We start from the raw sequence: 25,506 nt of genomic DNA, 5'->3' as shown, positions 1-25,506 counted from the left end.
ATGAAAAGAAGAATTAACAAAGTAGCAGTAATAGGCTCCGGAATTATGGGTAGCGGTATTGCCTGTCATTTCGCCAATATTGGCGTAGAGGTTTTACTGTTGGATATTGTTCCGCGAGAGCTTAACGAGAAAGAAAAGAAAAAAGGTCTTAGTCTAGAAGATAAAGAAGTACGTAACCGTATAGTAAACAATTCTCTGCAAGACGCCTTAAAATCTAAACCTTCGCCTATTTATCACAAAAAATTTGCGAACCGCATAAGCACCGGTAATTTGCAAGACGATATTGAAAAAGTATCAGAAGTAGATTGGATTATAGAAGTGGTAGTAGAGCGTTTAGACATTAAAAAAGATGTTTTTGCAAAACTAGAAAAACACCGTAAAAAAGGTACTTTAATCACCTCTAACACTTCTGGTATACCAATTGCCAAGATGAACGAAGGTCGTAGTGATGACTTTAAAAAGCATTTCTGCGGAACGCATTTCTTTAATCCGCCACGTTATTTGCGATTATTCGAGATTATCCCGGGTCCTGATACTTCAGAAAATGTTTTAGAATTTTTAAAAGATTACGGCGAGCAATATTTGGGTAAAAATGCAGTAGTTGCAAAAGACACGCCGGCCTTTATTGGTAACCGTATTGGTATTTTTAGTATTATGAGCCTTTTCCATATGGTAAAAGATATGGATATGACCATAGAAGAAGTAGACAAACTTACCGGTCCGGTAATAGGTCGACAAAAATCGGCTACCTTCCGCACAGTAGATGTGGTTGGTTTAGACACTTTGGTACACGTGGCCAACGGTTTGTATGAAAATGTACCCGACGATGAACAACACGAGCTTTTTAAACTTCCGGATTTTATACAAACCATGATGGATAATGAATGGTACGGAAGCAAAAGCGGTCAAGGTTTCTATAAAAAAATAAAAAACAAAGACGGTTCCAGTACTATCAAGTCGTTAGACTTGGAGAAAATGGAATATCGCGATAAAAAGAAAGCCTCTTTTGGAACTTTAGAAAAAACTAAATCTATTGAGAAAGTAGAAGACCGTTTTGAAGTATTGATAGAAGGCAAAGACAAAGCAGGTGAATTTTACCGTAAAAACTTTTCGGCTTTGTTTGCTTATGTTTCTAATCGTATTCCGGAAATTTCAGACGACCTTTATAAAATAGACGATGGTATGCGTGCCGGTTTTGGCTGGGAACACGGTCCGTTTCAAATTTGGGATGCCATTGGCGTGAAGAAAGGCATCGAAATGATGAAAAAAGAAGGTTATGAACCTGCGGCGTGGGTAAACGAAATGCTTGAAAATAACGTAGAGAGCTTCTATTCCGTAAAAGATGGTAATACTTATTATTATAACCTTCAGCAGAAAAAACACGTTAAAATACCCGGACAAGATAAGTTTATTGTTTTAGATAACATTAGAGAAACCAAAGAAGTCTGGAGCAATAGCGGGGTAATCATTCAAGATCTAGGAGACGGTATTTTAAACTTAGAATTCCGTAGTAAAATGAATGCCATTGGTGGCGATGTTCTTGACGGAATTAACAAAGCAATAGACTTAGCCGAAGAAAAATACCGCGGTTTAGTAGTTTGCAACAACGGTAAAAATTTCTCTGTTGGTGCCAATATAGGTATGATATTTATGATGGCGGCAGAGCAAGAATATGACGAGTTACATATGGCAATCAAGTATTTTCAAGATACGATGATGCGTATGCGCTACTCCTCTATTCCAACCGTTTCTGCGCCACACAATATGACGTTAGGTGGCGGCTGCGAACTTTCGTTACACGCAGATAAAGTTGTGGCTCACGCAGAAACCTATATAGGTTTGGTAGAATTTGGCGTAGGCGTAATTCCTGGCGGCGGCGGTTCTAAAGAAATGACCTTAAGAGCTGCAGATACTTATCAAAAAGACGATGTAGAATTAAACCGCTTGCGCGAAAATTTCTTAACCATAGGAATGGCAAAAGTGTCTACTTCTGCAGAAGAAGCTTTTGATACCAATATTTTGCAAAGAGGTAAAGATATTGTTGTGATAAACAAAGACAGACAGCTCACCATTGCTAAGCAACATGCTTTATTAATGGCAGAAAATGGCTATACCAAACCAATTATGCGCAATAATATTAAAGTACTTGGTAAACAAGCATTAGGAGCTTTCTTGGTTGGAACCGATCAAATGAATGCCGGTAACTACATAAGTGATCACGATAAAAAAATAGCCAACAAATTAGCCTACGTAATGGCAGGTGGCGATTTATCGGAAGCACAAGAAGTAAGCGAACAGTATTTATTAGACCTAGAACGTGAAGCTTTCTTATCCTTAACCGGAGAAAGAAAAACCTTAGAACGTTTACAACATATGTTGCAGAAAGGGAAACCGCTAAGAAACTAGTACAGAGCAGTTAGTATTGAGTATTGAGAAAAAAATTCAGAAGTTATGCATAATCTAAATGATTTAAAACTTTGGAAAAAAGCAATGATTATTGCTGAGAAAACTTACATACTCTCTACTAACTTTCCTCTTGAAGAAAAATTTGGGCTAACAAGTCAGATAAGAAGAAGTGCAATCTCGATACCCTCTAATATTGCAGAAGGTGCAGGTAGAAATACCAACGGAGAATTTAAGAACTTTTTGGGCATAGCAAACGGTTCAGCTTATGAACTGCATACGCAATTAATTCTTGCCAAAAATTTAAACTTGGTTAAAGAAGATTTAGTTAAGCCCATTTTAAAAGAAGTTACTGAAATTCAAAAAATGAATTACGCATTAATAAAATCTTTAGCTATTTGAGCAATCAGATTACTCAATACTAATATCTAAATACTAAAAAATGAACAGGACAGCATACATAGTAAAAGCATATAGAACAGCCGTGGGTAAAGCTCCCCGTGGTGTTTTCAGGTTTAAACGACCGGACGATTTGGCGGCAGAAACCATTAAGTATATGATGGACCAACTGCCAGATTTTGACAAAAATAAAATAGACGATGTAATTGTAGGTAATGCAATGCCTGAAGCAGAACAAGGCCTCAATGTAGGACGATTAATTTCTTTAATGGGTTTAGAAACCGAAAAAGTTCCCGGGGTGACGGTAAACCGTTATTGTGCTTCTGGTTTAGAAACAATAGCTACTGCCAGTGCAAAAATTCAAAGCGGAATGGCAGATTGCATTATTGCAGGCGGGACAGAAAGTATGAGCTACATTCCTATGGGCGGATACAAAGCTGTACCCAATTATAAAACTGCTAAAGCAGGACACGAAGATTATTATTGGGGAATGGGGCTAACGGCAGAAGCTGTGGCTAATAAATACGAAGTTTCTAGAGAAGACCAAGACGAGTTTGCGTATAAATCGCATCAAAAAGCTTTAAAAGCGCAAGCCGAAGATCGTTTTCAAGATCAAATTGCACCTATAGAAGTAGACGAGACTTATGTAGACGACAATAATAAAAAACAAACAAGAACCTATACCGTAAATAAAGACGAAGGTCCGCGTAAAGACACATCTTTAGAAGCTTTATCACGATTACGACCGGTATTTGCCGAAGGCGGCAGCGTAACGGCAGGTAATTCTTCACAAACCAGTGATGGCGCTGCTTTTACGATGGTAGTTAGTGAGAAATTTTTAAAAGAACATAAGTTAGAACCCATAGCTCGTTTGGTAAGTTATGCCCCAGTTGGCGTACCACCAAAAATAATGGGTATCGGACCTTTACATGCTATACCAAAAGCACTAGAGCAGGCCGGATTAAAGCAAAACCAAATGGAACTTATTGAGCTAAACGAAGCATTTGCTTCGCAATCGCTCGCCGTAATACGCGGTTTAGATTTAGATCCGGAAAAAATAAACCCGAACGGAGGAGCAATTGCTATGGGACACCCATTGGGTTGCACCGGCGCAAAACTATCGGTTCAGATTTTTGATGAAATGCGAAAACGCAACCTTCAAAATAAATATGCCATGGTAACCATGTGCGTAGGAACCGGGCAAGGCGCCGCAGGAGTTTACGAGTTTCTCTCGTAGTTTATAGTGATGAGTGGTCAGTGGTCAGTGGTCAGTAATAAATTAAAAAGAAATTCTTTGACTCTTTGACTCTTTGACTCTTTGACTCTTTGACTCTTTGACTCTTTGACTCTTTGACTCTTTGACTCTTTGACTCTTTGACTCTTTGACTCTTTGACTCTTAATAAAACAACAACAAAATTCATAAGACAATAAAAAATGGAAAAAAACGAAAATAAAAAAGATGATCTTCTACGCGGCGGACAGTTTTTGGTTAAGGAAACAAAAGCAGAAGATGTATTTACTCCGGAAGACTTTAGTGAAGAGCAAAAAATGATGCGCGATTCGGTTAAAGATTTTGTAGATCGCGAGGTAGTTCCTAAAAAAGAAGAAATAGAAAAAAAGAACTATGCAGTTACCGAAGAAATTTTAAAAAAAGCCGGAGAGCTTGGTTTTTTAAGCGTTGCTATTCCAGAAGAATATGATGGTTTAGGAATGGGCTTTGTTTCTACGATGCTGGTTTGCGACTATATTTCCGGGGCAACCGGATCTATCGCAACTGCATTTGGTGCCCATACCGGTATTGGTACTTTACCAATTTTACTTTACGGAAATGAAGAGCAACGTAAAAAATATATTCCAAAATTAGCTACCGGCGAGTGGTTTGGCGCGTATTGCCTTACTGAACCTGGGGCGGGAAGTGATGCCAATTCTGGAAAAACCAAAGCAGAACTTACAGAAGACGGAAAAAACTATAAAATTAACGGTCAGAAAATGTGGATTTCCAACGCGGGGTTTGCAGACATTTTTATAGTTTTTGCCAGAATTGAAGACGACAAATACATAAGTGGTTTTATAGTAGAATACGACAAAGAAAACCCTAACGGCATTAGCTTTGGCGAAGAAGAAAAAAAATTGGGAATTCATGCTTCCTCTACCCGACAAGTTTTCTTTAACGACACGCTTGTTCCTAAAGAAAACTTGCTTTCAGAACGTGGCAACGGCTTTAAAATTGCGATGAATGCGCTTAACTTTGGTCGTGTAAAGTTGGCTGCGGCTTGTTTAGACGCGCAACGCCGGGTGATAGATCATTCCGTAAAGTATGCTAACGACAGAGTACAGTTTGATACACCCATTGCAAAATTTGGCGCTATAAAAATGAAACTGGCAGAAATGGCAACCTCTGCTTATGTGGGAGAAGCTGCAAGTTATCGCGCTGCAAAAGATATAGAAGACCGCATTAATATCCGTAAAGAGAGCGGCAATTCTGCTTCAGAAGCAGAATTGAAAGGTATTGAAGAATACGCTATAGAATGTTCTATTTTAAAAGTAGCTTGTTCTGAAGATATTCAAAACTGTAGTGACGAAGGTATACAGATTTTTGGCGGAATGGGTTTCTCTGCAGATACGCCAATGGAAGCGGCTTGGAGAGATGCACGTATTTCTAGAATATACGAAGGTACCAACGAAATAAATAGAATGTTGGCCGTAGGAATGCTTATTAAAAAAGCAATGAAAGGCCACGTAGATTTATTAGGACCAGCGCAAGCAGTGGCAAAAGAATTAACCTCTATACCTTCTTTTGACAAACCCGATTATAACCAGTTGTTTGCCGAAGAAAAAGAAATGCTTAAAAAATTAAAGAAAGTATTTTTAATGGTAGCCGGTAGCGCTATTCAGAAATTTGGACAAGAATTAGAAGAACACCAACAATTGCTATTGGCTTCTGCCGATATTTTAATTGAGGTTTATATGGCAGAATCCGGTATTTTACGTGCCGAAAAGAATGCTAAGCGTTTTGGAGAAGATGCCCAAAAAGAGCAAATTGCAATGGCTAAATTATACCTTTACCAAGCGGTAGATACAATAAACCATAAAGCAAAAGAAGGCATTGTTTCCTTTGCGGAAGGCGATGAGCAACGAATGCTGCTTATGGGGCTTAAACGTTTTACTAAATACGAAAACATGCCAAACGTAGTAGCACTAAGAAATACAATTGCCGAAAAACTTACGGAAGAAAACGATTATTGCTTCTAGGTGTTGCGAAAGTTAAAGATCAAAAGCTGCAATTTTTTTGCAGCTTTTGTTATTTTTAACAGTAATTTGAACTTATTGTAGTACAATTGCAGCGTACCATTGTTAATCTATTTTTACATAAACCGCATGAGAAATTATAATTTAGTTGTTGCCGTAGCTCTATTTACGCTATTTTCTGTTTGTCATTCTACTGCGGGTACTAGCTTTTATCAGAAACAAGACAAAGATACCACGCAAGGCAATCTTCCTTCAAAAACCTCTGTTACCAAAGACAAAGAAGATTTTAGACCCAATTCTATAAAAGCTTATAATGAAGCATATTACCAATTAAGCAGACTTAACAAATCGGTTGGTTTGCCCCCAAACGAATTTAATTTACAGACTCCGCAAGCGGCTTTAGAGCACTTTGTATTAAATGCGAGAAATGACAATTACGAAGACGCATTGTTTGCGCTGAATTACAATTTGATGCCAGATGATCTAACGCGAAAAGAGGCGGCAACTCTGGCAGAAAAACTCTATTTTGTAATAAACCAACGCGTGCGTATTAATTGGGACGATTTGCCTGACAGACCAGACGGACAAATAGATATAAGCACCACCACCAACCAAGCTGTTGCCGGAAAACCACGAAGAAGTCTCGTTTTTGGAGCAATAGATCTAGAAGACAGAGATGTAATTTTACGGTTGCAACGTATTAAATATAAAGATTATGGTGCAATTTGGTTAATTTCTGCCAATACCGTAGATAATATTGATGCACTATATAAGGTTTACGGCCCAAGAAGATTAGACAGAATGATGCCGGATTGGGCACGTTTAAAAATATGGAAAATTCCTGTATGGAAATTTGTAAGTACCCTCCTACTCTTTTTTCTATCTTACTTTGTAGGTAAGCTCACAGCCTATATTTTTAGAAAAATATTCTTAAACTCCAATAAAATATGGATTCATAATATAGCCAGTAAACTTGCCAAACCGGCAGGTCTCACCATTGGCGTTTTATTTTTCTACTTGGTTTTAAACAAACTTATCTCGTTTACCGGTTATTATGCCAGCACCTTGTACGCTATTCTTATAATTATGGTAATTGGCTCTATCACTTGGTTTTTTATGCGAATGGTAGATTACTTTATAAGTCATTTGGCAGAAGGTAGAATTGGCGATATTAACGCAGAAGAAAATTCGGAGGCGAGAAAATTGCTTACCTATGTTTCGGTAGCAAGAAGAATTCTCACTTTTGTAGTTATTATTATTGGAGTAAGTGTTGTTTTATCGCAATTTAGATCATTAGAAAAGATTGGTATTTCTTTAATGGCATCGGCTGGTGTTGCTACCGTTATTTTAGGTATTGCAGCCCAAAGTACTTTAGGGAATATTATTGCCGGTATTCAAATTGCTATTACCAGACCGGCTAGTATTGGCGACACAGTGATTTTTGATGATGACTGGGGTTATGTAGAAGATATAAGGTTTACCTATATGGTGGTAAGAACATGGGATTTACGCCGACTTATAATTCCGCTGAAAAGCGTAATTACCAATACTTTTGAAAACTGGTCTATGAATTCTGCTCACCAAATTAGACCTATAGTTCTATATGCAGATTATAAAGTAGATGTACAAAAAATACGTGAGAAATTTAAAGAATTGCTAGAAAATTCAGAGAATTGGGACCAAGATTATCCACCGGTTTTGCAAGTTGTAGATATGACAGAAAAAGCTATTAAAATTAGAGCTTTGTGTAGTGCTAAAGATGCAACAACCACGTGGGATTTACATTGCGCTTTGCGCGAAGATTTGGTTAAATTTATAAGCGAGTTAGAACATGGGGCGCACTTATCTAAAGAGCGGTTTCTTATAGAAAATAAAACTTCCAAAAATAAGGAAAATTAACAAGTGTTAAATCTTTAAGATTCTATTAAAAAGTTTATACATAGCTTAACTTTATAAGTATGGAAGGAAGAGATTCTTATTGTAATTTTAACCCAGCAAAACAATAACCATAAAAAAAAGAAAAATGAAGTTAGGAAAAATTTTAATCGGAATCACTTCTGGCGCTGCCGTAGGAGCATTAGCAGGAATTTTATTTGCACCAAAAAAAGGTGCTGATACGCGCAAGCAAATTTCTCAAACCGGTAACGATTATGTATCTGGAGCAAAAGATAAATTTGGCGAAGTGAAAAATTCTTTAGAACATAAAATAGAATCGCTAAAGGCACGAAAAAATGCAGCTATGGCAGATTCTAAGGGAGAAGAAATTGCAAATAAAGCAAAAGCAGATTTGCATGATGCTGCAAGTTAGATTGCTGTAAACTGTTAGAAAAAAATTAAAAGATCGCTTTTTAGCGGTCTTTTTTGTTAGCTCAATTTTTCTTCACTATGTTGCATAGCTTCTGCACTATTGTTAAAATAACAAGTCTTGATACCAATCTCTTCCAAATCTTTTAAAATAGCTATTACCTCTTTCTTCTTTTTTTTACCCGTTTGTCTAATGTAAATCGTGCTAATGTTTTTTGGAAATTGCTTAGAAATATCACGATAAATAAACACATCTCGCTGCGAGTCATCTCCTAGCAAAATAAAATGTAGTTCCGGATAAAACTCTACAATATGATGTATTTTATGAAACTTATGCCCGTGATCTCCTTTTCCGGATTTAAAAAAATCGCGTAAACCGGTTTTAATATCTTGTAATTTTAAAACCGCTTTAGGAAAATCATGTAATTCTGTAAACTGTATAATAAAATTATACAAATTCCACTCGCTACTACTCACATAAAAAAAAGCGTTATTTTTATCTCTTTCTTTTCTGCCTAGTTTATTTAGTAAACGATAGTGTTTTACTACATTCTTATAAACTTTACGCCGATTTACATTCCGCGTAAGCATAACATATAATTTTTTAAAAATATTACCGGAATGCGAAATTAAAAAGGTATCATCTATATCAGAAATCACGCCGTATTCCCCGGGAAAAGGTTTTACAAACTCACCAGATTCTTCCACTTCATTTTCACCGCTTTTTACAGAAACAGAAAATTTATGCCAACCTGGTTCTAAATTACCATCATATGGCACCATTACTTTAAAATGCCCGTCGTCTAAAGTTTTGGTCTCAGCTGTTTTACCTAAAATTTTTAAAGAAATAGCTATATTACTACTGGTTTTTATGCGAAACATACGCAAAACTTGAAAAGCGTGTTTATACCACGGCAAATCCATTTCAAAAACATCTGGTGCGGCTTTTTCAAAAACGTGTCCGTAGACTACCACCTTACGTTCGTTAGCATAACCTCTGTAAATTTTTAAATCTAATTTCATATAATTAAGAAAAATAATGTGGTCTTTATATATTAACCAATATTTTTACAAAATACGATTTTTATATAATTATGGAAATTTTGATGGTCATAAATCCGGTTAGCGGAAATCAAGATAAAGCATTTCTCGTAAGAAAATTGCGCCATTTTCTTGAACCAAAAGACACTTTAGAGCTTTATAAAACTAACGGACAAAATGATAAAGAGCAAATTGCGAACCTCTTACAGAAAAATAATTTTGATAGGATTTTAGTTGCAGGAGGCGATGGCAGTATAAAAATGCTTGCCGAATGTTTACAAAACCCCGAAACACCAGCAACACCCATAGCAATTTTACCGGCAGGTTCTGCCAACGGTTTGGCCAGCGATTTAAATTTACCCCAAACGCCAGAAACGTTTTTAAAAGTAGCATTAGGCAACAAAACAAGAACTATAGATGCTATAAACATTAATAATGAGCTGGGTTTACACATTAGCGATTTTGGCTTAAACGCAGAGTTAATTAAAGAGTTTACAAATAGTAGTATACGCGGAAAACTAGGTTATGCGTTAAATTCTATACCTACTCTAATTCAAAACGAAGGTCCCTACCCTTTTACCATCAAAACAAAAGAAAAAAAGTTTACACGCCAAGCCATTATGATTGCGCTTGCTAACAGCAAAAAATTTGGCACCGGAGCAATAGTAAATCCAGACGGCAAAATAGACGATGGTATTTTTGAATTGCTAATTTTTAAAAAACTAGATGTTTTAGAAATTTTAAAAACCTTAAACGAAGAAGCAGAAATGTCTAAAGATTTTGTAGAAATTATACCGCTTAAAGAGGTAAAAATAAGCACGCCAAAACCTGTAAGTTTTCAGATAGATGGCGAATATTGCGAAGACCTTACCAATGTATCTGCCAAAATAGTTCCTAAAATTCTAGAGGTTTATGTACCCTAAAAAGCTGTTCAAATTTTAACTTTTTTCTTTACGGAATAACAAAATGTAAGATATACGATAGAAATTGCGATAAAATTTATTGTATAACTTAATGTTAAGCTTTTTTTAATTTTTTTGCGGTTGGCGCTTATCCTAGTACTTTTATTCTACCAAAAATGAAATAATATAAATATTATGAAAAAAGTAAGTTTGACAATAGCAATGTTTGCGTTAATTTTTGCTTCTTCTTGTAAAACCGAGAACAAAAAAGATACAGACACTAATGCGGCAGACCAAATGGAACAAGAGCAAGATGTTTCTGATGAAAAATCAAAAATCACCTTGACCAAAATGCAAGGCTCACCAAAATTTGACGATGCAGCCTTAAGTATGACAAAACCCACAAAAGATCAAGTTGCTGCCGGAGAAGTAGAATTTCAATTTGATGTAGAAAACTACGAGTTAGGAATTCCTACAGAAACCGATAGCGATCTGGGTATTGCAGAGTCTAAAAAAGGACAACACGTACATTTTATTGTAGATAACAATCCGTATTCTGCACATTATGAAGATAGTTTCACCAAAAACTTAGAAGAAGGAGACCATACCGTTTTGGCTTTCTTGTCTCGCTCTTATCACGAAGCTGTTAAAAACAAAAATGCTTATGTAATTAAGAAATTATCTGTAGGCGATGTATCGGAAGAAAACAAATTAGACGTAGATTTCTCTGCTCCACATATGTTTTACAGCAGACCAAAAGGAACCTATTCTGGCAAAGACACGCAAAAAGTAATGTTAGATTTCTACTTGCTTAATACAGATTTAAGCGATGGCGGAAACAAAGTAAAAGCTACCATAAACGGAGAAGAATTTATGATTACAGAATGGACACCTTATGTTATGGAAGGTTTACCAATGGGTGAAAACACTGTGCAATTAGAATTATTAGACGCAGATAATAACCGCGTTGAAAGTCCTTACAATCCTGTAACCAGAACTTTTACCCTAGAAAAGTAAAATTAGATTAAGCTAAAAAATGTAAAAAAGACTGTCTACTTTGGCAGTCTTTTTTTTATGTTATTTTTGAAAAAAAATACCTATGAACCCTTCTGCCTCCGGATGGATAGAAAAACATTTTCCTGTAGTTTTAGAAAACCTACACGACAAAAACTGGCAAACAAATAATTTTTATTTAGAACTTAGAAATGCCGGTTTTATTTACGCAAATACCTTGCAAACCCCTAGCTATCCGCAAAGCATAAGCAGCAAATGGACCATAGAAGAAAAAACCAAAATAAACCTCTTAGATGCTTTGGTGGTAAGCTATTATCAACACGGTAAAAAAAAAGATGCAAAAGCCTGCCTAACAAAAATTTGCGCGTATTATCTTAGTATAGAAAGTCAACATAAAACTTTTAAAAAACTATTTAAGTTTAAAAGTAGCCCGGCTTCTCAATTAGAAAATTTGCTGCACGCACGCATACAAACCAACCAGAATTTATTGCAAAAAAACTTTAGCAATCTGCTTACTAATGCCTTATTATATTTAGATGTTTTAGGTTTTGAAACATTTTTAAAAACTAAACAATCTCCGCTAGCTTATTTAAAAAATACTGAAACCAACATTGTAAATACCATGTATTTGGCATTTCAGCAAAAAGCAGAGAAAAATATTTATGAAGCTTTAGTGCTAAAATTGCTCCAAAATTCGCTTCGGTATACCAATCAAAAACCTTCCGTAAAGCATTTGCAAGAAATAAAGTTTAAAGCTTTAAAAAACACTAACGCCAAAAAATACGTGTTAGATTTGGCGTGTATAACGGTTTATAACGATCAAGCTATAGAAAAAACAGAAAAACTTTTTATAGAAAACTTAGGAAAAAAATTAGGTTTTAGCCTACAAGACACCCACCAAGCTTTAGAAAGCACGCAAGAATTTTTAAAAACCCATAAAGCAGAAATAGCTTATTTTGAGAATTCTAACGCAATTCATCAAGCCTATAAAAACACGCATAAATTAGTAAAATTGCTTATTTTACGGAATAAAAACCGCTTGCTTACAGAAATTAAAGAAAGTGGTGCATTGGTAGTTTTACTCAGCAAATCTACGCACAGCAATCTAACCGAAAAAGAGAGAAAAATTGTAAAAGAACAACTTTTAGATATTTGTAAAAGCGTACCTTCTTTGGCAATTTTTGTTTTGCCCGGCGGCAGTATTTTGCTGCCTATTCTTATAAAATTTATTCCGCAGTTATTACCTTCTGCCTTTAACGAAAACCGCATAACCAATTAATTTTGGCAAGTCCAAAAAACACCTCTTTTGAAAAAAAACAATACTTTAAAACCTGCTAATTATCAAAAACTGTTAACACCCTTGCCGGTGATTATACTTTTTGTCACCCACAGTATTTTCTTACTTTTTATAATTTTTGAAGAAGAAAATCCGTGGTATATTGGTTTGGCACATACGGTTTTTATCTTAAGTGTTTTGCTGGCGTATTTGTATTTATTTCGTAGAAAAGACAAGATTTCCAACTTTTCCTGGTCGCTTAGTTTAGGCGTTTTGGGCGGCGCTTTATTGACCGGAATTTTAAATATAGAATTAGGCCTTGGCGGCGTCATAGCTTCGGCTGTGGTTGGACTTGTAGGAGTTCTAATAAAAAAGATATTTAAAAACTCATCGGCTTTGTTAGCACCGGCTATTTATTGCGGTTCCTTTATTGGTATGACAAAAGGTTTTGTAGAACCCTATTATCTAATTCTTAGTCTGGCCGGCATTATTAGCGGCTTGTTTTTTAGCATTTCGCAATTTTGGTTTCAAGGTTTTGGCGGAAAATTAGGTAGCATAGCCTTTGTAGGAATGTTGTTTAGCCTGCTTTTACACTATTTCTTATGGTAATTTTATATATTTTAACCGGTATTGGCGGCGCTGTAATTCCGTATTTTTTACAGCGTGAATTTTATTGGGATGCCGTTACAGCATCTGCTTTACCAAGTTTAATTGTAGCCATTCTGGTAAAAATTATTGGCTTAGAAACAACTGTAGCTACAGAGATTGCTTTTATATTTTTTGGCGCTTCTTTTGTTGGGATGGTTAATAAAATTATTTTTCCCAGCTACTGGCATACAGCTGTTAGTGGTGTTTTATTCTGTTTTTTATATTTTCATGCCAGTCAGTTTTTTCAAGGTTACGGCGGCGGCTTGGGCACTGCAGCTTGTATTGCCATATTGGTTCTTTACGGGATTAAAAAATTGCCTGTTTTAAAAATATTTTTCCGTAAAGGAAAAAAATAAAGTTTTTAGTAGGTTTTCTTTCAGTAAAAACTTTTCTTTCAAAACTACGCATCTCCCCTCTTATAGATATTCCGTAAAGACTAAATGTTTATTCTTAATTTCTTTACGGAAGTATTTTCTATAATTTCTCACAAAACTTAAAAAAGATTAAACTTTAGGATGCCATCAACATTCTATTAGCATCAAATTAACATTATAAAGCTTATCTTGAAATTATTCTTACAAAGCATTTAAATACAGCTTTATTTTTTATGAAAAAACATTACTTTTTCCTATTATTTGCCATAGTTTTACTTGGAAGTACAGATTTTGCAAACAGCCAAGAGGTTAGTAACCAAGAAATTAAAGAAAAAATTGAAGCTTATAAAAAGCTACACCGCGGACCTTATTTAAAAATAGAATGGTTTTGCGAAGACGGCACGAGAAGAGATTCTAAGGATCCGTGCCCAGATGATATTGAAGGTATACAACACGCAAGTTACAAACCATTTGTTAAAACTTTAAGAGAAAAAAACCATTTATTTTTTGCAGACATCTTGGCCTACTCCAAGAAGAACGCATTTTGGGATGCCGCTAATTTACATTCGCGATTAAAACAATACCAATTAAACAAATACCTTGCTAGTATAGACAACGGGTGGATTTTAGAAAAAGCTCAATATTATCGCGGTTCTGTGCAAAGTGAAGACGAAGAAGAATGGGGCGAAGATTTTTATAATTGGCTGTTTTTAAACGATAAAAATTTAGAAGAAAATTACTTTTTAATTCGGCAATCTTTAAAAGACATTCCACATGGCAATAATGAATCTAATGAAGCCGAAACCGTACGAAGCTTATCTAAAATTATAGCAGATAACAACGAAGATTTTATGGACGTTCGTACCAAGATACACGGCTCTCCGGCTGCCTCGGATATAGAATTGGTAGATAATTTTAGAGAAAATCATTCCAAGCAACTTTCAGAAAAACAAGTAAAGCAGTTAGACTCTTTACACCAAGCCTTAACAAGTTTTTACGCCCCGGTTACTGCAACCTATTTTAAAAATAAATTGCGGTATTTTCCTAAAAATAGTTTTTTAAGAAAAAAATTAAATGAATTTTCAAATCAAAATTTAGAAGAACTTTCTTCTGCAGAATTGGTGCAAGACGCCGCAAATTTAATGTGCGAGATTCGCACTTCTTTAGAAAGTATACCTAGCACTTCAGATAAGTTAGAGGCATTGGATATTTCTCTACAATTGGAAGAAATAATCTTTAAAAATTCCCATAAATGGAAACCGGAAAACCTACTGGAATTATTAGATAAAATTTATAATTTAAGCCTTGCCACCGCAGCTTCCGGGTATGTAGAATGGTGGGAATGGAATCAAGTAGAACCCCATTTACAAGTAGAAAATTTACAAAATATTAGTCTAAAGAATTTACAAAATTTCTTAGTCAATTCGCAAGCTATGGTAGAATGGGGTTCTGCTATGGTAAAAACAGTTTACGGCCCAGTGGTAGAGCATTATAAACCTTTTGAACCTAAAGCGACTAGTTTTATAGACGACCGTATACGTTCTTCCTTGGTATTGCAATTAAGCAACAGCTTAGAAAAAATGGGGCAATTGGTTAAAAAGGAAGCTAATTTAAAAAATCGCGTGTTTAACTTAGAAAATCAAGTAAATATTAGAGGTTTAAATCCCGGTTTTGCTAAAGGAAAGCTAATAATTGTAAAAGACAATCCTAAAAAAGTAGATGTAAAGCAAAACAATATTTACATATTTCAAAAAGCACCGGCAGATTTAGAACCCGTTGCCGGCATAGCAACTGTTGCAGAAGGTAATTTGGTTTCGCATGTGCAATTATTGGCACGTAATTTAGGTATTCCCAATGCGGTTATTTCAGAAGAAAACTTAAAGGAAATAGAAAAGTATAAGAACCAAGAAATTTTTTATGCAGTCTCAGATAAAGGTAATGTGGTAATGAAACCTGCCACAGAGTTGTCTGAAAAAGAGAAAGAGCTTTTCTCGCAAGAAAAGCAAACCCAAGAGAGAATTAAAGTACCGTTAACCAACTTAGATTTATCGGTCAAAAAACCGGTTTCTTTACGGGAAATAAGTGCAAAACATTCGGGTAAAATTTGTGGCCCTAAAGCTGCCAATCTGGGCGAATTAAAAAATATGTTCCCCAAAAAAGTTGTAAACGGTTTGGTGTTACCTTTTGGTGTATTTCAAGCACATATGGAACAAAAAATGCCTAATTACTCTGGCAGTTACTGGCACTACTTATCGGCTACTTTTGAGGAAGCCGAAGAGTTGCGAGCACATAACTTTACGAAAGAAGAAATAAAAACCTGCCAATTAGAGCGTCTTGCTGTTTTACGAAATGCTATTGAAAACATGGCATTTCTACCAAATTTTACAAATGCGTTAGAAAAAAGCTTCCAAAACAACTTTAATAGTTCTATTGGGCAAACGCCGGTATTTTTACGTAGCGATACAAATATGGAAGATTTAGAGAATTTTACCGGAGCCGGTTTAAATCTAACCGTTTTTAATGTACGCGATAAAAACAAAGTTTTACAAGGAATAAAAGACGTTTGGGCTTCGCCGTATACGGCACGAAGTTTTAAATGGCGTCAAAGTTTTCTTGAAAACCCAGAAAATGTTTATCCCAGTATCTTAATTATTCCGTCTGTAGATGTAGATTATTCCGGTGTTTTAATAACCAAAGATTTAGAAAATAATCAATCTAATGGATTAACGCTTGCCTTTAGTAAAGGTGCAGGCGGCGCGGTAGACGGTCAGTCTGCAGAATCTTGGACAGTGCAATATCCGCAAGGTATACAATTATTGGCGCCAGCGCGCGAGTTTTTGTATAACCAATTGCCAGAGCACGGCGGACTTGTACAAAAACACACCTATTTAAACCGACCAATTTTATCGCAAAAAAACATCGATCAAATAAGGGAATTGGCAACTACTATCCGAGAGAAAATTCCGAAAAGTAAAAAAGCAAGTTCTGGTCCTTACGATGTAGAATTAGGCTTTAAAGATGATAATTTATGGCTTTTTCAAATACGACCCTTTGTAGAAAATGAAAAGGCAAAATCTTCTAATTATTTAGCCGCGATGAATCCGCCGGTAGATTACACCAAAAAAATTGACTTAAACCAGAAAATATAACCTATGTATAAAAAAATAAGCATTTCTATAGTTACGCTTCTTTGTTTGGTTTTATTAGCCTACGCCAACAAAGACGCTTACCCGATAGACGGTTACAGTTCTACGGGCATAAAGCGTTTGTTACGCTTAGAACATATTGCGGCAGATACCAGTCAAACATTAAACTTACCAGCCGGAGCACTTTTACCGGTTAATTGCATAGAACTTAATTTAACCGAGCGTCAAGACGATTCATTATCGGTTTTACTGGAAGAAGACAAAGAATTTGCAGAAAAAATAAAAGCTGCAATTCCACGTGGAAATTACTCTGTTACGGTAATGGATATGACAGACCCCAATAACTTAAAATATGCTTCTCACAAAGCAGAAATTGGCTACCAACCGGGAAGTGTTGGGAAATTATCTGTCATTACTGCTTTGTTTGACCAATTGAACAAACTTTGTCCGGAATCTTGGGATGCGCGTGTAGCTTTACTGAAAAACAAAAAAGTGCGCGCCGGCGATTGGGCAATTTATGACCACCACACTATCCCGGATTATGAACCGGAAACCGATAAATTTACAAAACGAAAAGTAGTTCCCAACGATGTTTTTAGCCTATACGAATGGGCAGACCATATGATGTCTGTAAGCAATAATGGCGCGGCAAGCATTGTATGGCGGGAAGCATTATTAATGGCTGCTTTTGGCGATGCTTACCGAAATTTAACGCAAGAAGAAGCTGACGCTTATTTTAAAAATACCCCAAAAAAAGAAATAACACTATTGGCCAATAAAATTGTAAACGAACCTTTACGGAAAGTAAATATTGGGCACGACGAGTGGCGTTTAGGAAGCTTTTTTACTTCGGGAGCCAATAAATATGTAAACGATTATGGCGGAAGCATAGGAACGCCTTTGGGACTTATGAAATATATGGTTCAACTGGAACAAGGTAATATTGTAGATGAGGCCTCGAGTTTAGAAATAAAACGTTTGCTTTATTTAACAGATCGTCGCATACGCTATGCCTATTCAAAAGAATTAAAAGATGCCGCGGTTTATTTTAAATCGGGTAGTTTATATTCTTGCGATAGGTCTAACGGAAAAACTTGTGGGGAGTATGCGGGCAATGTTTATAATTATATGAATTCTGTTGCCATTGTAGAGCATCCACAAGGTAAAAAATATATTGTAGCGCTAATGACCAATGTTTTACGGAAAAATTCGGCTTGGGATCATATGGTTTTGGCTTCGCAACTGGATAAAATAATTACAGCAGAAGATAAAAATCAAAGTCTCTAATTATTTTACAGCTAACTTAGCCTTCCGCGCAAAGCGTCTTATTTTCTTATTAGAATGCTTGTCTAAACCTTTTAATAATGGTTTAAATTCTTTTGCCTGGGTTTGTTGAATAAGGTTTAAAACTGCCAGCTTTACCTGAAGATCCTGACCGCTTAAGAGGTTTTTAAAACATTCATATTCTGTTGGAGAGGTTTTTTGCAAGGGTTCTAATTGCCCAATATTTACGTGTTCTACTAAAGGCAATAATGTTTGCCGAAGGTCTTTTTGTAATAAATTATCTAAAAATTCCAACGCATTGGCCCGCACTTCTTCCTGTTCACTTTTAATTCCTTTATACGCAATTTCTATATCCTTCTGCGGATAACGCATTCCCAACAGGGTGAAAATTTGTTCTAAAGCATATTCTAAATGTTCTTCTAAAATTTCTATTAAACTATTTCTCGCTGTCAATTCTTCGGTTTCTTTATCTTCTAGGTTTTTAGCATCTAAAGATTTTGTAATTTTTTTCTGTAAATACATAGCAGAAAGCGCTTGGTAATACAAATTACATTCGGTTAAAATTAAGCGTACAATTTTTCTTTTCTGAAATTTAAGTTTCGGGTTTTTCTCTTTAAGTTGATATAAAGCCTTAGCTGCTTTTAATCGGATAGTTAAATTTTTATTTTTCAGTAATTTAATTAAAGCCGTTGTTGCTTTAGGACTATTCAAGTCGGCTAAAATTTCGGGAATGTTTTCTTTTACCGTAAAAGAACCTTCGGGTTTATTAACCGCGTTTACCAACAAAGCAATAACCGATGCACGATAATTGGTTATAGCATCTATGGCATACGAACGAAATTCTGCTTGTTTTACAAAATTCAGTAACTCTTTAAAAAACATTGGGTGCGCGCTTATTCCGGCTGCTTTGATGGCTGCTTTTACCACTTCGGGGTTTTTATTGTTGAAATGCGCAGAGATAAAAGAAAAATACCGCAAATAACCGGCATAACCTATACTAAGCAATAATTGGATGGTGGTGGCATCGCGGTGCATTTCTTCTGGCAGACTCAATTCTTTTATCTGCATGTCTAAACGCAGTTTTAGATTATAACGCTTTGCCAAAACCTCATTTTCTTGCGCTTCTTTTGCTAGACAAAGCAAGGCTGCGCCAGAAATATATTCGTCTTTATGGTTTAGATAAGCATCAAAAATACGCAACTCGTTTAGGTTGGTATGCGCCAATAAATATTCCATTGCTGCAAGCACTACCTCATCTTCCTTAAAATGAATTAACTGTTGTACTTTTTTTACGGCAGCGCCTTTATCTAAAAAATATAAAGACTTTATGGCCGCTGTTTTTACCTTTTCGGAAGGATGGGAAAGCAAGCCAATTACCAAATCTCTAATGCGTTTATCCTGAATTTTATCCAGACGTTTTAAAATAAAAAGCAACTCGCTTGTATTGCCATTTTCTAAAACGCCAATAATGGTTTTCTTGGTTAAAACCCGTTTAGAACTTTTATTTTTGTTGTGTAGGTTATGCGTTTGGGTAAAATGCATAAGATTTTCTCGAAAAGACTCAAAATAAGTGCCGCGTACTTTATAGATAAAGAAAAGCCAAGCCGCCAGCAAAATTATTATAAGTACCGAAACTTCTCTGGCAGAGAAATTAAAAGTCTGAATTACAAAAATAAGCAAAGCGCCGGCAAGGCCAGTAGCCAGGCTATCTACCACCACATCTATAAAAGATTTTGTTTTATTTTTGATTTCTTCGGAAACCGGCAAAACCAATAATTCTGAAGCAGCTTTATTTACCGATTGTTTTAGGCTGCCATCCAAACCTTTTATTAAAATTACCACCCACAATTCCGGGAAAACCAAAAATAACATCGCAGCCAAACCAATGCTTAACGGAAGAATTAGCAAAGTAGAAGCCACGCCCCAAACCCCAACAATTTTTCTAGTTAAAAACAATTGCAGCAGCAACGACACCAAATTAAAAGTAGAAAACCAAAACCCGAAAAAAGAAGCTAAATTATTAGAATTGGGGTAATATTGCGAAGCCATATCGCTAAACTGGTAATCTACCAACTTGGCCACAACCACGCCCATACCAATAATACCGGCAATATAACTTAGGTGTCTATATTTTAGAATAAGTTTAAAAGCCGGCGTGGTAGCAGTAGGCGTACTGCTTGCATCGTCTATATTTTTGGAAGGATTTACACGGTTTTTCCAGATAAAATGTAAAATAGGAATACAACCTAAAAGCAAGATACTTGCAATTATCATCAAGTTGGCGGTACCAATAACCGGCGCCAATAAGTTGGTAAGGTAACCACCGGCAATTCCCCCTAAAATTCCGCCGGCACCAATAAAGCCAAACAATCTTTTTGCTTGCCGAATGTTATAAACATAGTTGGCCAAAACCCAGAATTGCGAAGTGGCCAATAAAGCAAATAGCGCTACCCAAACGTAATAAAAGTAGAGAATGCCTGTATTAAAGTACTGTAAGTTAAGCAGTAAATAAAGCGACAAAAAAACCGCCGCCGAAAACACCAAAGTAAAACTAATTACTTTTTTAAGGGAAAAATAACCTAAAGCTTTATTATAAAAAAAAGAGCTTACCACCGCTACTAATGCAACCATTAGATAAGCATAGGGTAAGCTTTTGGAAGTTAGTTCTGATAAAAACAACGCATTAACCGTAGGTTTTACGATTAAAAGCGTTGTAATAATCAAAAAGATATACAATTGCATGAACAAAGAAACCGGTAATTCCCGGTTTCTTATATCAAATGTATTTTGTATAAATTTTTTCAGCATTATGGCAAACTACTAATATTAAGTAGTTTCCAAAGAACGTGATTTTTTTATTATTTTTTCTATAGGTTCTACCAAATCTCTTATAATTTGTTCGCCGTTAGCATCTTCTATCAAGGCAACAATTATATACTTTCTACCATCTTTACCCCAAACTAAAGCCGAGTCTGCGTGGTAATTTCTCCAAGAACCGGATTTTCTAAAAACTTTGGCATTTGGCGCAATTCTATCTAAAGTGTTTACAAATTTATGGTGCAAGTCAGAGTCTTTCATTACCTCTAACATTTGTTTAGAACGCTCTGGGCTAACCAATTCTCCCGTAATCATTTTATAATAAAAACGGGCAACTTGTTTTACAGTTGCTGCGTGGCTTAAACCTTTTAAAGGATCTGGATTTCTTGCTCCGGCTGCCGCATAACGCTTGCCTACCCAAAGGCCGCCACCTTGCAATTTATCGTATAATTTATAGCGTTTTTCTGTAAGTACTTTTGCAATCTTATCATAACCTAAGCGATCTATCATTCTAGTAGAAGCCGCGTTATCAGATCTGCTAATCATTACCCTAATGTCATTTTTTACGGCTTCGGTTTCTTCCAGCTCACATTTTTCTATAGCATCCATAGATGCAAGTAAAATAGCGATTTTAGGCAGGCTGGCAGCGTACATCATTTCGTCGCTGTTTACGCCGGCATAACGAGCATTGTCTATGTTGCTTAAATCTACTACGGCAACAGACATTTTTTTGCGGTCTACAAGATTTTTCCAATGTGCATGACGATTAATTTCATCTTTCAACAAGATTTGTAGTGGGTCGTTGGCAACTTCTATTAAGGGAGAAGGTGTTGTGGTTGTAAGGGGTAAACTTTGCTGTGCTTTTACGGATAAAGAAATAAATAAAGCACTAAAAATTAGAAGGGCAAAACGTGTTTTTTGCATAAAATAAAAAGAATTTTTAATAATTAATTTTAATTTAATGGTTCTGCAAATTAATTTCAATGTTTATGCCATAACGAAGATTTAGTGTTAAAATTTTAGCTTTTAACACTTTAGACCTCAATAAAGCCTAAAAATAGGAGCTTATTCTTTGTAACTCCACCTTCTTTTTTCATTAAGTTCTTCTTCCGCTTTAAGATCTTCTTCAGAAATAACTTTTAAAAAGGATGGGTGTTGCTCTATTGCGTACTCTAATTTTTCTATAATGCTGTTTACCTCTTCGTTTTCGTAATCAAATTCTAAAGGTTCTTTAATTACCATAGATTGTAAGATGTTACGTTTTTTTATGCGTATACCTTTTTTATCGAAAGAACGTCTAAATCCATCTATAACTATAGGAACCACAACGGGTTTGTATTTTTTAATAATGTGAGCAGTACCTTTTCTAATGGGTTTCCAGGGTTTGGTAGTACCTTGCGGAAAAGTAATAACCCAACCATCGTCTAAAGCTTTACCAATATTGCTAATATCACTCATTTTTACTTGGCGATTGACTTCTTTGCCTTTCTCACGCCAGGTACGTTCTACGGTAATAGCGCCGGCATAAGATAATACCCTAGCCAGTAAACCGGCTCGCATTGTTTCTTTGGCTGCTATATAATAAAGATTAAGTTTTGGGTGCCATAGATACCCTACATTTTTGATGCTATCTGTTCTACCGCTTAAACTCGCGTTAAAAACGTGAAACATTGCCACTACATCTGCAAAATAGGTTTGGTGGTTAGAAACAAAAAGTACGTTTTTATCCGGTAAATTTTTAATTACTTCCGAGCCTTCTATTTTTAAATCGTTAAAACCACGATACCGGCTATGGGTTAGCCCACCCATAATACGAATAAGCCATTTTTTTAATAATAATATGTGTCCAAAAGGATTTTTCTTAAATAACCCCATACGTTAATTGCTGTTTTTTAAAGCCGCCAAATATACAAATTTACGCATTAAAGTACTTTATTGAGCAAAAGTCGTACTTCATTTAGCATCATTCCGGTTGCACCCCAAACTACGTGCTGGTTGAGTAGAAAACCCGGAACTTCTACGTTCTTGGCATAAGAGGTAGTAACATTTTGGGAGGTTAAACTTTCTTTTTTTAAAAAATCTATGAGTTTTACTTCTAAAATTTGTTCTACTTCAGATTCTTGACGTTTAAAATTTGGTGTATGCTCGCAATGTCCCAAAAATGGTTGTACCCAAAAATTAGATGGCGGAATATATATTTTAGTTAGTTTTTTTACCACCTGAATATTAGAGGGTTGCACTCCAACTTCTTCATAAGTTTCGCGTATAGCGGTTTCTTGTAAATCTTTATCTATGTGCTCTGCCCTGCCACCGGGAAAACCAATTTGTGCCGAGTGAACGCCCTTGTACGTTTTTCTAAGAATTAGTACAATTCGGGTTTCGGCATGTTTATCTGGATAAAAAAGTGCCATAACCCCGGCATATTTAGGATTTTTTTCGGCAAAATTTATTTGCTTTAATTCGTTGGTACGAAACTTTGGCGACAATTCTAAATGTGCTTTCTCTCCAAAAAGATCTATTTTTTCTATTTTTGGAATATATTTTTTAAACTCTGAAAATGTCATCACTAAAATTCATTATACCGGTAATTAGCATTTTATTTTTTTTGGGAATGTGCAGTTGTGAAGATACTAAAAATACTGCTCCCGAAAAGAAGAAAATTTTAAAAGAAAAAAAACAAGCCGAACAAGAAAAACGTACCGATAGTATTTTAAATAGTATAAAAATCCCTGCCGGGGGAAAAAGTAAGGTAGATATTGCCGCTATAAAAACCATAGAACAAGAAGAACTCATACCTTTTCTTACGAAATATGGTAAAGAAAACCCCGAAACAAAAGTATTTATAGAAACACCGTTTGGAGATATAAAAGTGCAACTCTATAAGGATACGCCCTTGCACCGCGCTAATTTTATACGTTTAGTAAAAATGGGATATTTTGACGCTACTTTTTTTCATAGGGTTTCTAAAAATTTTGTAATTCAAGGCGGCAACAGCGATCGTACTGCTGCTAGTAAAATTAGAAGTAAAGTTGGCTCTTTTTTAATACCAAGCGAGTTTGAAGCCGGACATACGCATACCAGAGGCGCGTTTGGCGCGGCAAAATATAGCGAACAAAACGTTAGCAATGCTTCCAGTCCGTTTGAGTTTTATATCGTGCAAGGTGAGCGCGGCGCACATCATATAGATAACGAACATACGGTTTTTGGTCGCGTTATTAGCGGAATGGATGTGGTTGACAAAATTGCACAAGTAGAAGTAGATGACAAAGAATGGCCACGAGAAAATGTAGATATAGACATTAAAGTTTTGGACTAATATCTTCTTGTTTATAGACAGACGGCAAACGCAGTTTAAAGATTACAGCCAACGTGCGCATAATCATAACCACCAAGCCAGAGATAGTAAACACCCAAAAATCTTCTAAACTGGTATACAACAGTAAAAAATAAACCAACCCACCTAAAATACAAGCCGTAGCATAAATTTCTTTATGCCGAAATATAACCGGAATATCGTTACACAAAATATCTCTTATTACGCCGCCAAAACAAGCCGTCATTGTGCCAATAGCTATACAAATAATTGCAGGAAAGCCGGCTGCTAAACCTTTTTCTATACCTAAAACGGTATAAAGGCCAATCCCTATAGTATCAAATAAAAATAGTGAACGTCTAAAATAAACCAATTTTTTGCGGAAAACTATTGCAAAAATAACCGTTGCAATAATAACGTGCACATATACCAAATTGCGCATCCAGGCAACCGGAAAACCAATTAGAATATCGCGTAAAGTACCACCACCAACAGAAGTTACAAAGGCAATAATCAAGATACCAAATACATCCATACGCTTGTTCATAGAAGCCAAAACGCCAGATATAGAAAAAGCGATTACTCCTAAGATGTCTAAAAATAATAAATAATTCATCTGTACTATTGTTGCGTATAGAAGTTATAATCTGTAATTACTTTTTCTATAAAGATTACTGGTTTCTCTTTTGGCTCGACTTCCAGTTTTTTGGTAACTTGTCTATGCAGCGCCAAAATTACAGCATTATTGCGATTGCGTTTAGCTTCCGTAAAAATATTTTTTATGCTTTGTATGTCCTTATCGGAAAAAATTGTGACTTGCGGATAATGTGGCGAATAATCTGGCGGAATATCTACCAACAAAGTTTTATGAAACGAACTGGAATCCCGTTCAGAAATTACAGTAGTTTGTGCCGCCAAATCTCCTAAGCGCTGGCCTCTTCCGCTAAGCAAAATAGTAACAATTGCAACCGCTCCCGATGTAATGCTAATATCTATAATGCGAAGCAACCAACGCACCAGATAATTAAAAAATGAAGGTTTACTGCCGTCTAATTTTACCACTTTAATTTTTATTACGGCTTTTCCCGGAGATTGACCGTTATTAAAACTTTCCCACAGTAGATGGTATAAAAAAACCGGAAGTCCAAAAACCAAAATCATCATCCATTTTTCTGAAAGGTTTACATCCATACCTCTCAATGCCAGCACCAAAACGGTTTCGAAAGCAAACAGAATTAAAACATCTATTAAAAAAGCCAGTATTCTGTCGCCAATGTTAGCAACATTTTGCTTTATCTTAACATTTTGCGCGGTTTCTATTTGAAAATTATCCAT

Annotated in this window: 21 protein-coding genes; 14 read left to right on the top strand and 7 right to left on the bottom strand. The window is 35.7% G+C overall.

From position 1 onward, the window contains the following. The 6 genes from FKR84_RS06060 (at position 1) to FKR84_RS06035 (ending at position 8,360) form a co-directional block, all read left to right on the top strand. Entirely contained in the window at positions 1–2,406 is a 2,406-nt protein-coding gene (locus FKR84_RS06060) for a 3-hydroxyacyl-CoA dehydrogenase/enoyl-CoA hydratase family protein (protein ID WP_141421403.1), read from the top strand. A 45-nt stretch (positions 2,407–2,451) separates the two neighbouring features. Then, on the top strand, positions 2,452–2,805 hold the full coding sequence (locus FKR84_RS06055; RefSeq protein ID WP_141421402.1) for a four helix bundle protein: 354 nt from the start codon (positions 2,452–2,454) through the stop codon (positions 2,803–2,805). 40 nt (positions 2,806–2,845) lie between these two features. After that, complete coding sequence (locus tag FKR84_RS06050; protein ID WP_141421401.1) at positions 2,846–4,039, top strand: acetyl-CoA C-acyltransferase; 1,194 nt, start codon at positions 2,846–2,848, stop codon at positions 4,037–4,039. 198 nt (positions 4,040–4,237) lie between these two features. Then, positions 4,238–6,055 (top strand): acyl-CoA dehydrogenase family protein, encoded by a 1,818-nt coding sequence (locus FKR84_RS06045; protein WP_141421400.1) that lies wholly within the window; start codon positions 4,238–4,240, stop codon positions 6,053–6,055. 126 nt (positions 6,056–6,181) lie between these two features. Further along, on the top strand, positions 6,182–7,951 hold the full coding sequence (locus FKR84_RS06040; protein WP_141421399.1) for a mechanosensitive ion channel domain-containing protein: 1,770 nt from the start codon (positions 6,182–6,184) through the stop codon (positions 7,949–7,951). A 124-nt stretch (positions 7,952–8,075) separates the two neighbouring features. After that, the gene (locus FKR84_RS06035) at positions 8,076–8,360 is read left to right on the top strand and encodes a YtxH domain-containing protein (protein WP_141421398.1); all 285 of its coding nucleotides are present in this window, start codon (positions 8,076–8,078) and stop codon (positions 8,358–8,360) included. Positions 8,361–8,416: 56 nt separating this feature from the next. On the opposite strand, the gene FKR84_RS06030 is transcribed toward FKR84_RS06035, so the two are convergent. Beyond that, complete coding sequence (locus tag FKR84_RS06030) at positions 8,417–9,379, bottom strand: App1 family protein (protein WP_141421397.1); 963 nt, start codon at positions 9,377–9,379, stop codon at positions 8,417–8,419. 71 nt (positions 9,380–9,450) lie between these two features. Between FKR84_RS06030 and FKR84_RS06025 the strand changes: the two genes are divergently transcribed. The 7 genes from FKR84_RS06025 (at position 9,451) to FKR84_RS05995 (ending at position 18,044) form a co-directional block, all read left to right on the top strand. Further along, positions 9,451–10,320, top strand: coding sequence for a diacylglycerol/lipid kinase family protein (locus tag FKR84_RS06025; RefSeq protein ID WP_141421396.1), 870 nt, complete (start codon positions 9,451–9,453; stop codon positions 10,318–10,320). Between the two features lie 174 nt (positions 10,321–10,494). Then, positions 10,495–11,316, top strand: a complete 822-nt coding sequence (locus FKR84_RS06020; protein WP_141421395.1) for a hypothetical protein — start codon at positions 10,495–10,497, stop codon at positions 11,314–11,316. 82 nt (positions 11,317–11,398) lie between these two features. Continuing rightward, positions 11,399–12,592, top strand: a complete 1,194-nt coding sequence (locus tag FKR84_RS06015; protein ID WP_141421394.1) for an LETM1-related biofilm-associated protein — start codon at positions 11,399–11,401, stop codon at positions 12,590–12,592. A 27-nt stretch (positions 12,593–12,619) separates the two neighbouring features. Beyond that, positions 12,620–13,198: a hypothetical protein gene (locus tag FKR84_RS06010; RefSeq protein WP_141421393.1), complete on the top strand. Its 579-nt coding sequence runs from the start codon at positions 12,620–12,622 to the stop codon at positions 13,196–13,198. Further along, positions 13,192–13,593, top strand: a complete 402-nt coding sequence (locus FKR84_RS06005; RefSeq protein WP_141421392.1) for a hypothetical protein — start codon at positions 13,192–13,194, stop codon at positions 13,591–13,593. The genes FKR84_RS06010 and FKR84_RS06005 overlap by 7 nt, the downstream gene beginning before the upstream one ends. A gap of 251 nt (positions 13,594–13,844) precedes the next feature. After that, the gene (locus tag FKR84_RS06000; protein WP_141421391.1) at positions 13,845–16,760 is read left to right on the top strand and encodes a PEP/pyruvate-binding domain-containing protein; all 2,916 of its coding nucleotides are present in this window, start codon (positions 13,845–13,847) and stop codon (positions 16,758–16,760) included. A gap of 3 nt (positions 16,761–16,763) precedes the next feature. Beyond that, positions 16,764–18,044 carry a serine hydrolase gene (locus tag FKR84_RS05995; protein ID WP_141421390.1) on the top strand — a complete coding sequence of 427 codons (1,281 nt, stop codon included), beginning with the start codon at positions 16,764–16,766 and terminating at the stop codon, positions 18,042–18,044. On the opposite strand, the gene FKR84_RS05990 is transcribed toward FKR84_RS05995, so the two are convergent. The 4 genes from FKR84_RS05990 to FKR84_RS05975 form a co-directional block, all read right to left on the bottom strand. Continuing rightward, positions 18,045–20,849, bottom strand: coding sequence for an Npt1/Npt2 family nucleotide transporter (locus tag FKR84_RS05990; RefSeq protein ID WP_141421389.1), 2,805 nt, complete (start codon positions 20,847–20,849; stop codon positions 18,045–18,047). Between the two features lie 18 nt (positions 20,850–20,867). After that, positions 20,868–21,782 (bottom strand): serine hydrolase, encoded by a 915-nt coding sequence (locus FKR84_RS13330; protein WP_233357681.1) that lies wholly within the window; start codon positions 21,780–21,782, stop codon positions 20,868–20,870. Positions 21,783–21,923: 141 nt separating this feature from the next. Then, positions 21,924–22,733, bottom strand: a complete 810-nt coding sequence (locus tag FKR84_RS05980) for a lysophospholipid acyltransferase family protein (protein WP_141421388.1) — start codon at positions 22,731–22,733, stop codon at positions 21,924–21,926. A 47-nt stretch (positions 22,734–22,780) separates the two neighbouring features. After that, positions 22,781–23,422, bottom strand: coding sequence for an NUDIX hydrolase (locus FKR84_RS05975; RefSeq protein WP_141421387.1), 642 nt, complete (start codon positions 23,420–23,422; stop codon positions 22,781–22,783). Here FKR84_RS05975 and FKR84_RS05970 point away from each other — a divergent pair. Beyond that, positions 23,416–24,174, top strand: coding sequence for a peptidylprolyl isomerase (locus FKR84_RS05970; protein ID WP_233357680.1), 759 nt, complete (start codon positions 23,416–23,418; stop codon positions 24,172–24,174). The genes FKR84_RS05975 and FKR84_RS05970 overlap by 7 nt on opposite strands. Here FKR84_RS05970 and FKR84_RS05965 read toward each other — a convergent pair. Continuing rightward, positions 24,158–24,787, bottom strand: coding sequence for a trimeric intracellular cation channel family protein (locus FKR84_RS05965; protein WP_141421386.1), 630 nt, complete (start codon positions 24,785–24,787; stop codon positions 24,158–24,160). The genes FKR84_RS05970 and FKR84_RS05965 overlap by 17 nt on opposite strands. Before the next feature lie 5 nt (positions 24,788–24,792). After that, complete coding sequence (locus tag FKR84_RS05960) at positions 24,793–25,506, bottom strand: RDD family protein (RefSeq protein WP_141421385.1); 714 nt, start codon at positions 25,504–25,506, stop codon at positions 24,793–24,795.

The organism is Haloflavibacter putidus (assembly GCF_006546625.1).
GTDB lineage: Bacteria > Bacteroidota > Bacteroidia > Flavobacteriales > Flavobacteriaceae > Mesonia > Mesonia putida.
This window is presented reverse-complemented; position numbering and strand designations above follow the sequence as displayed.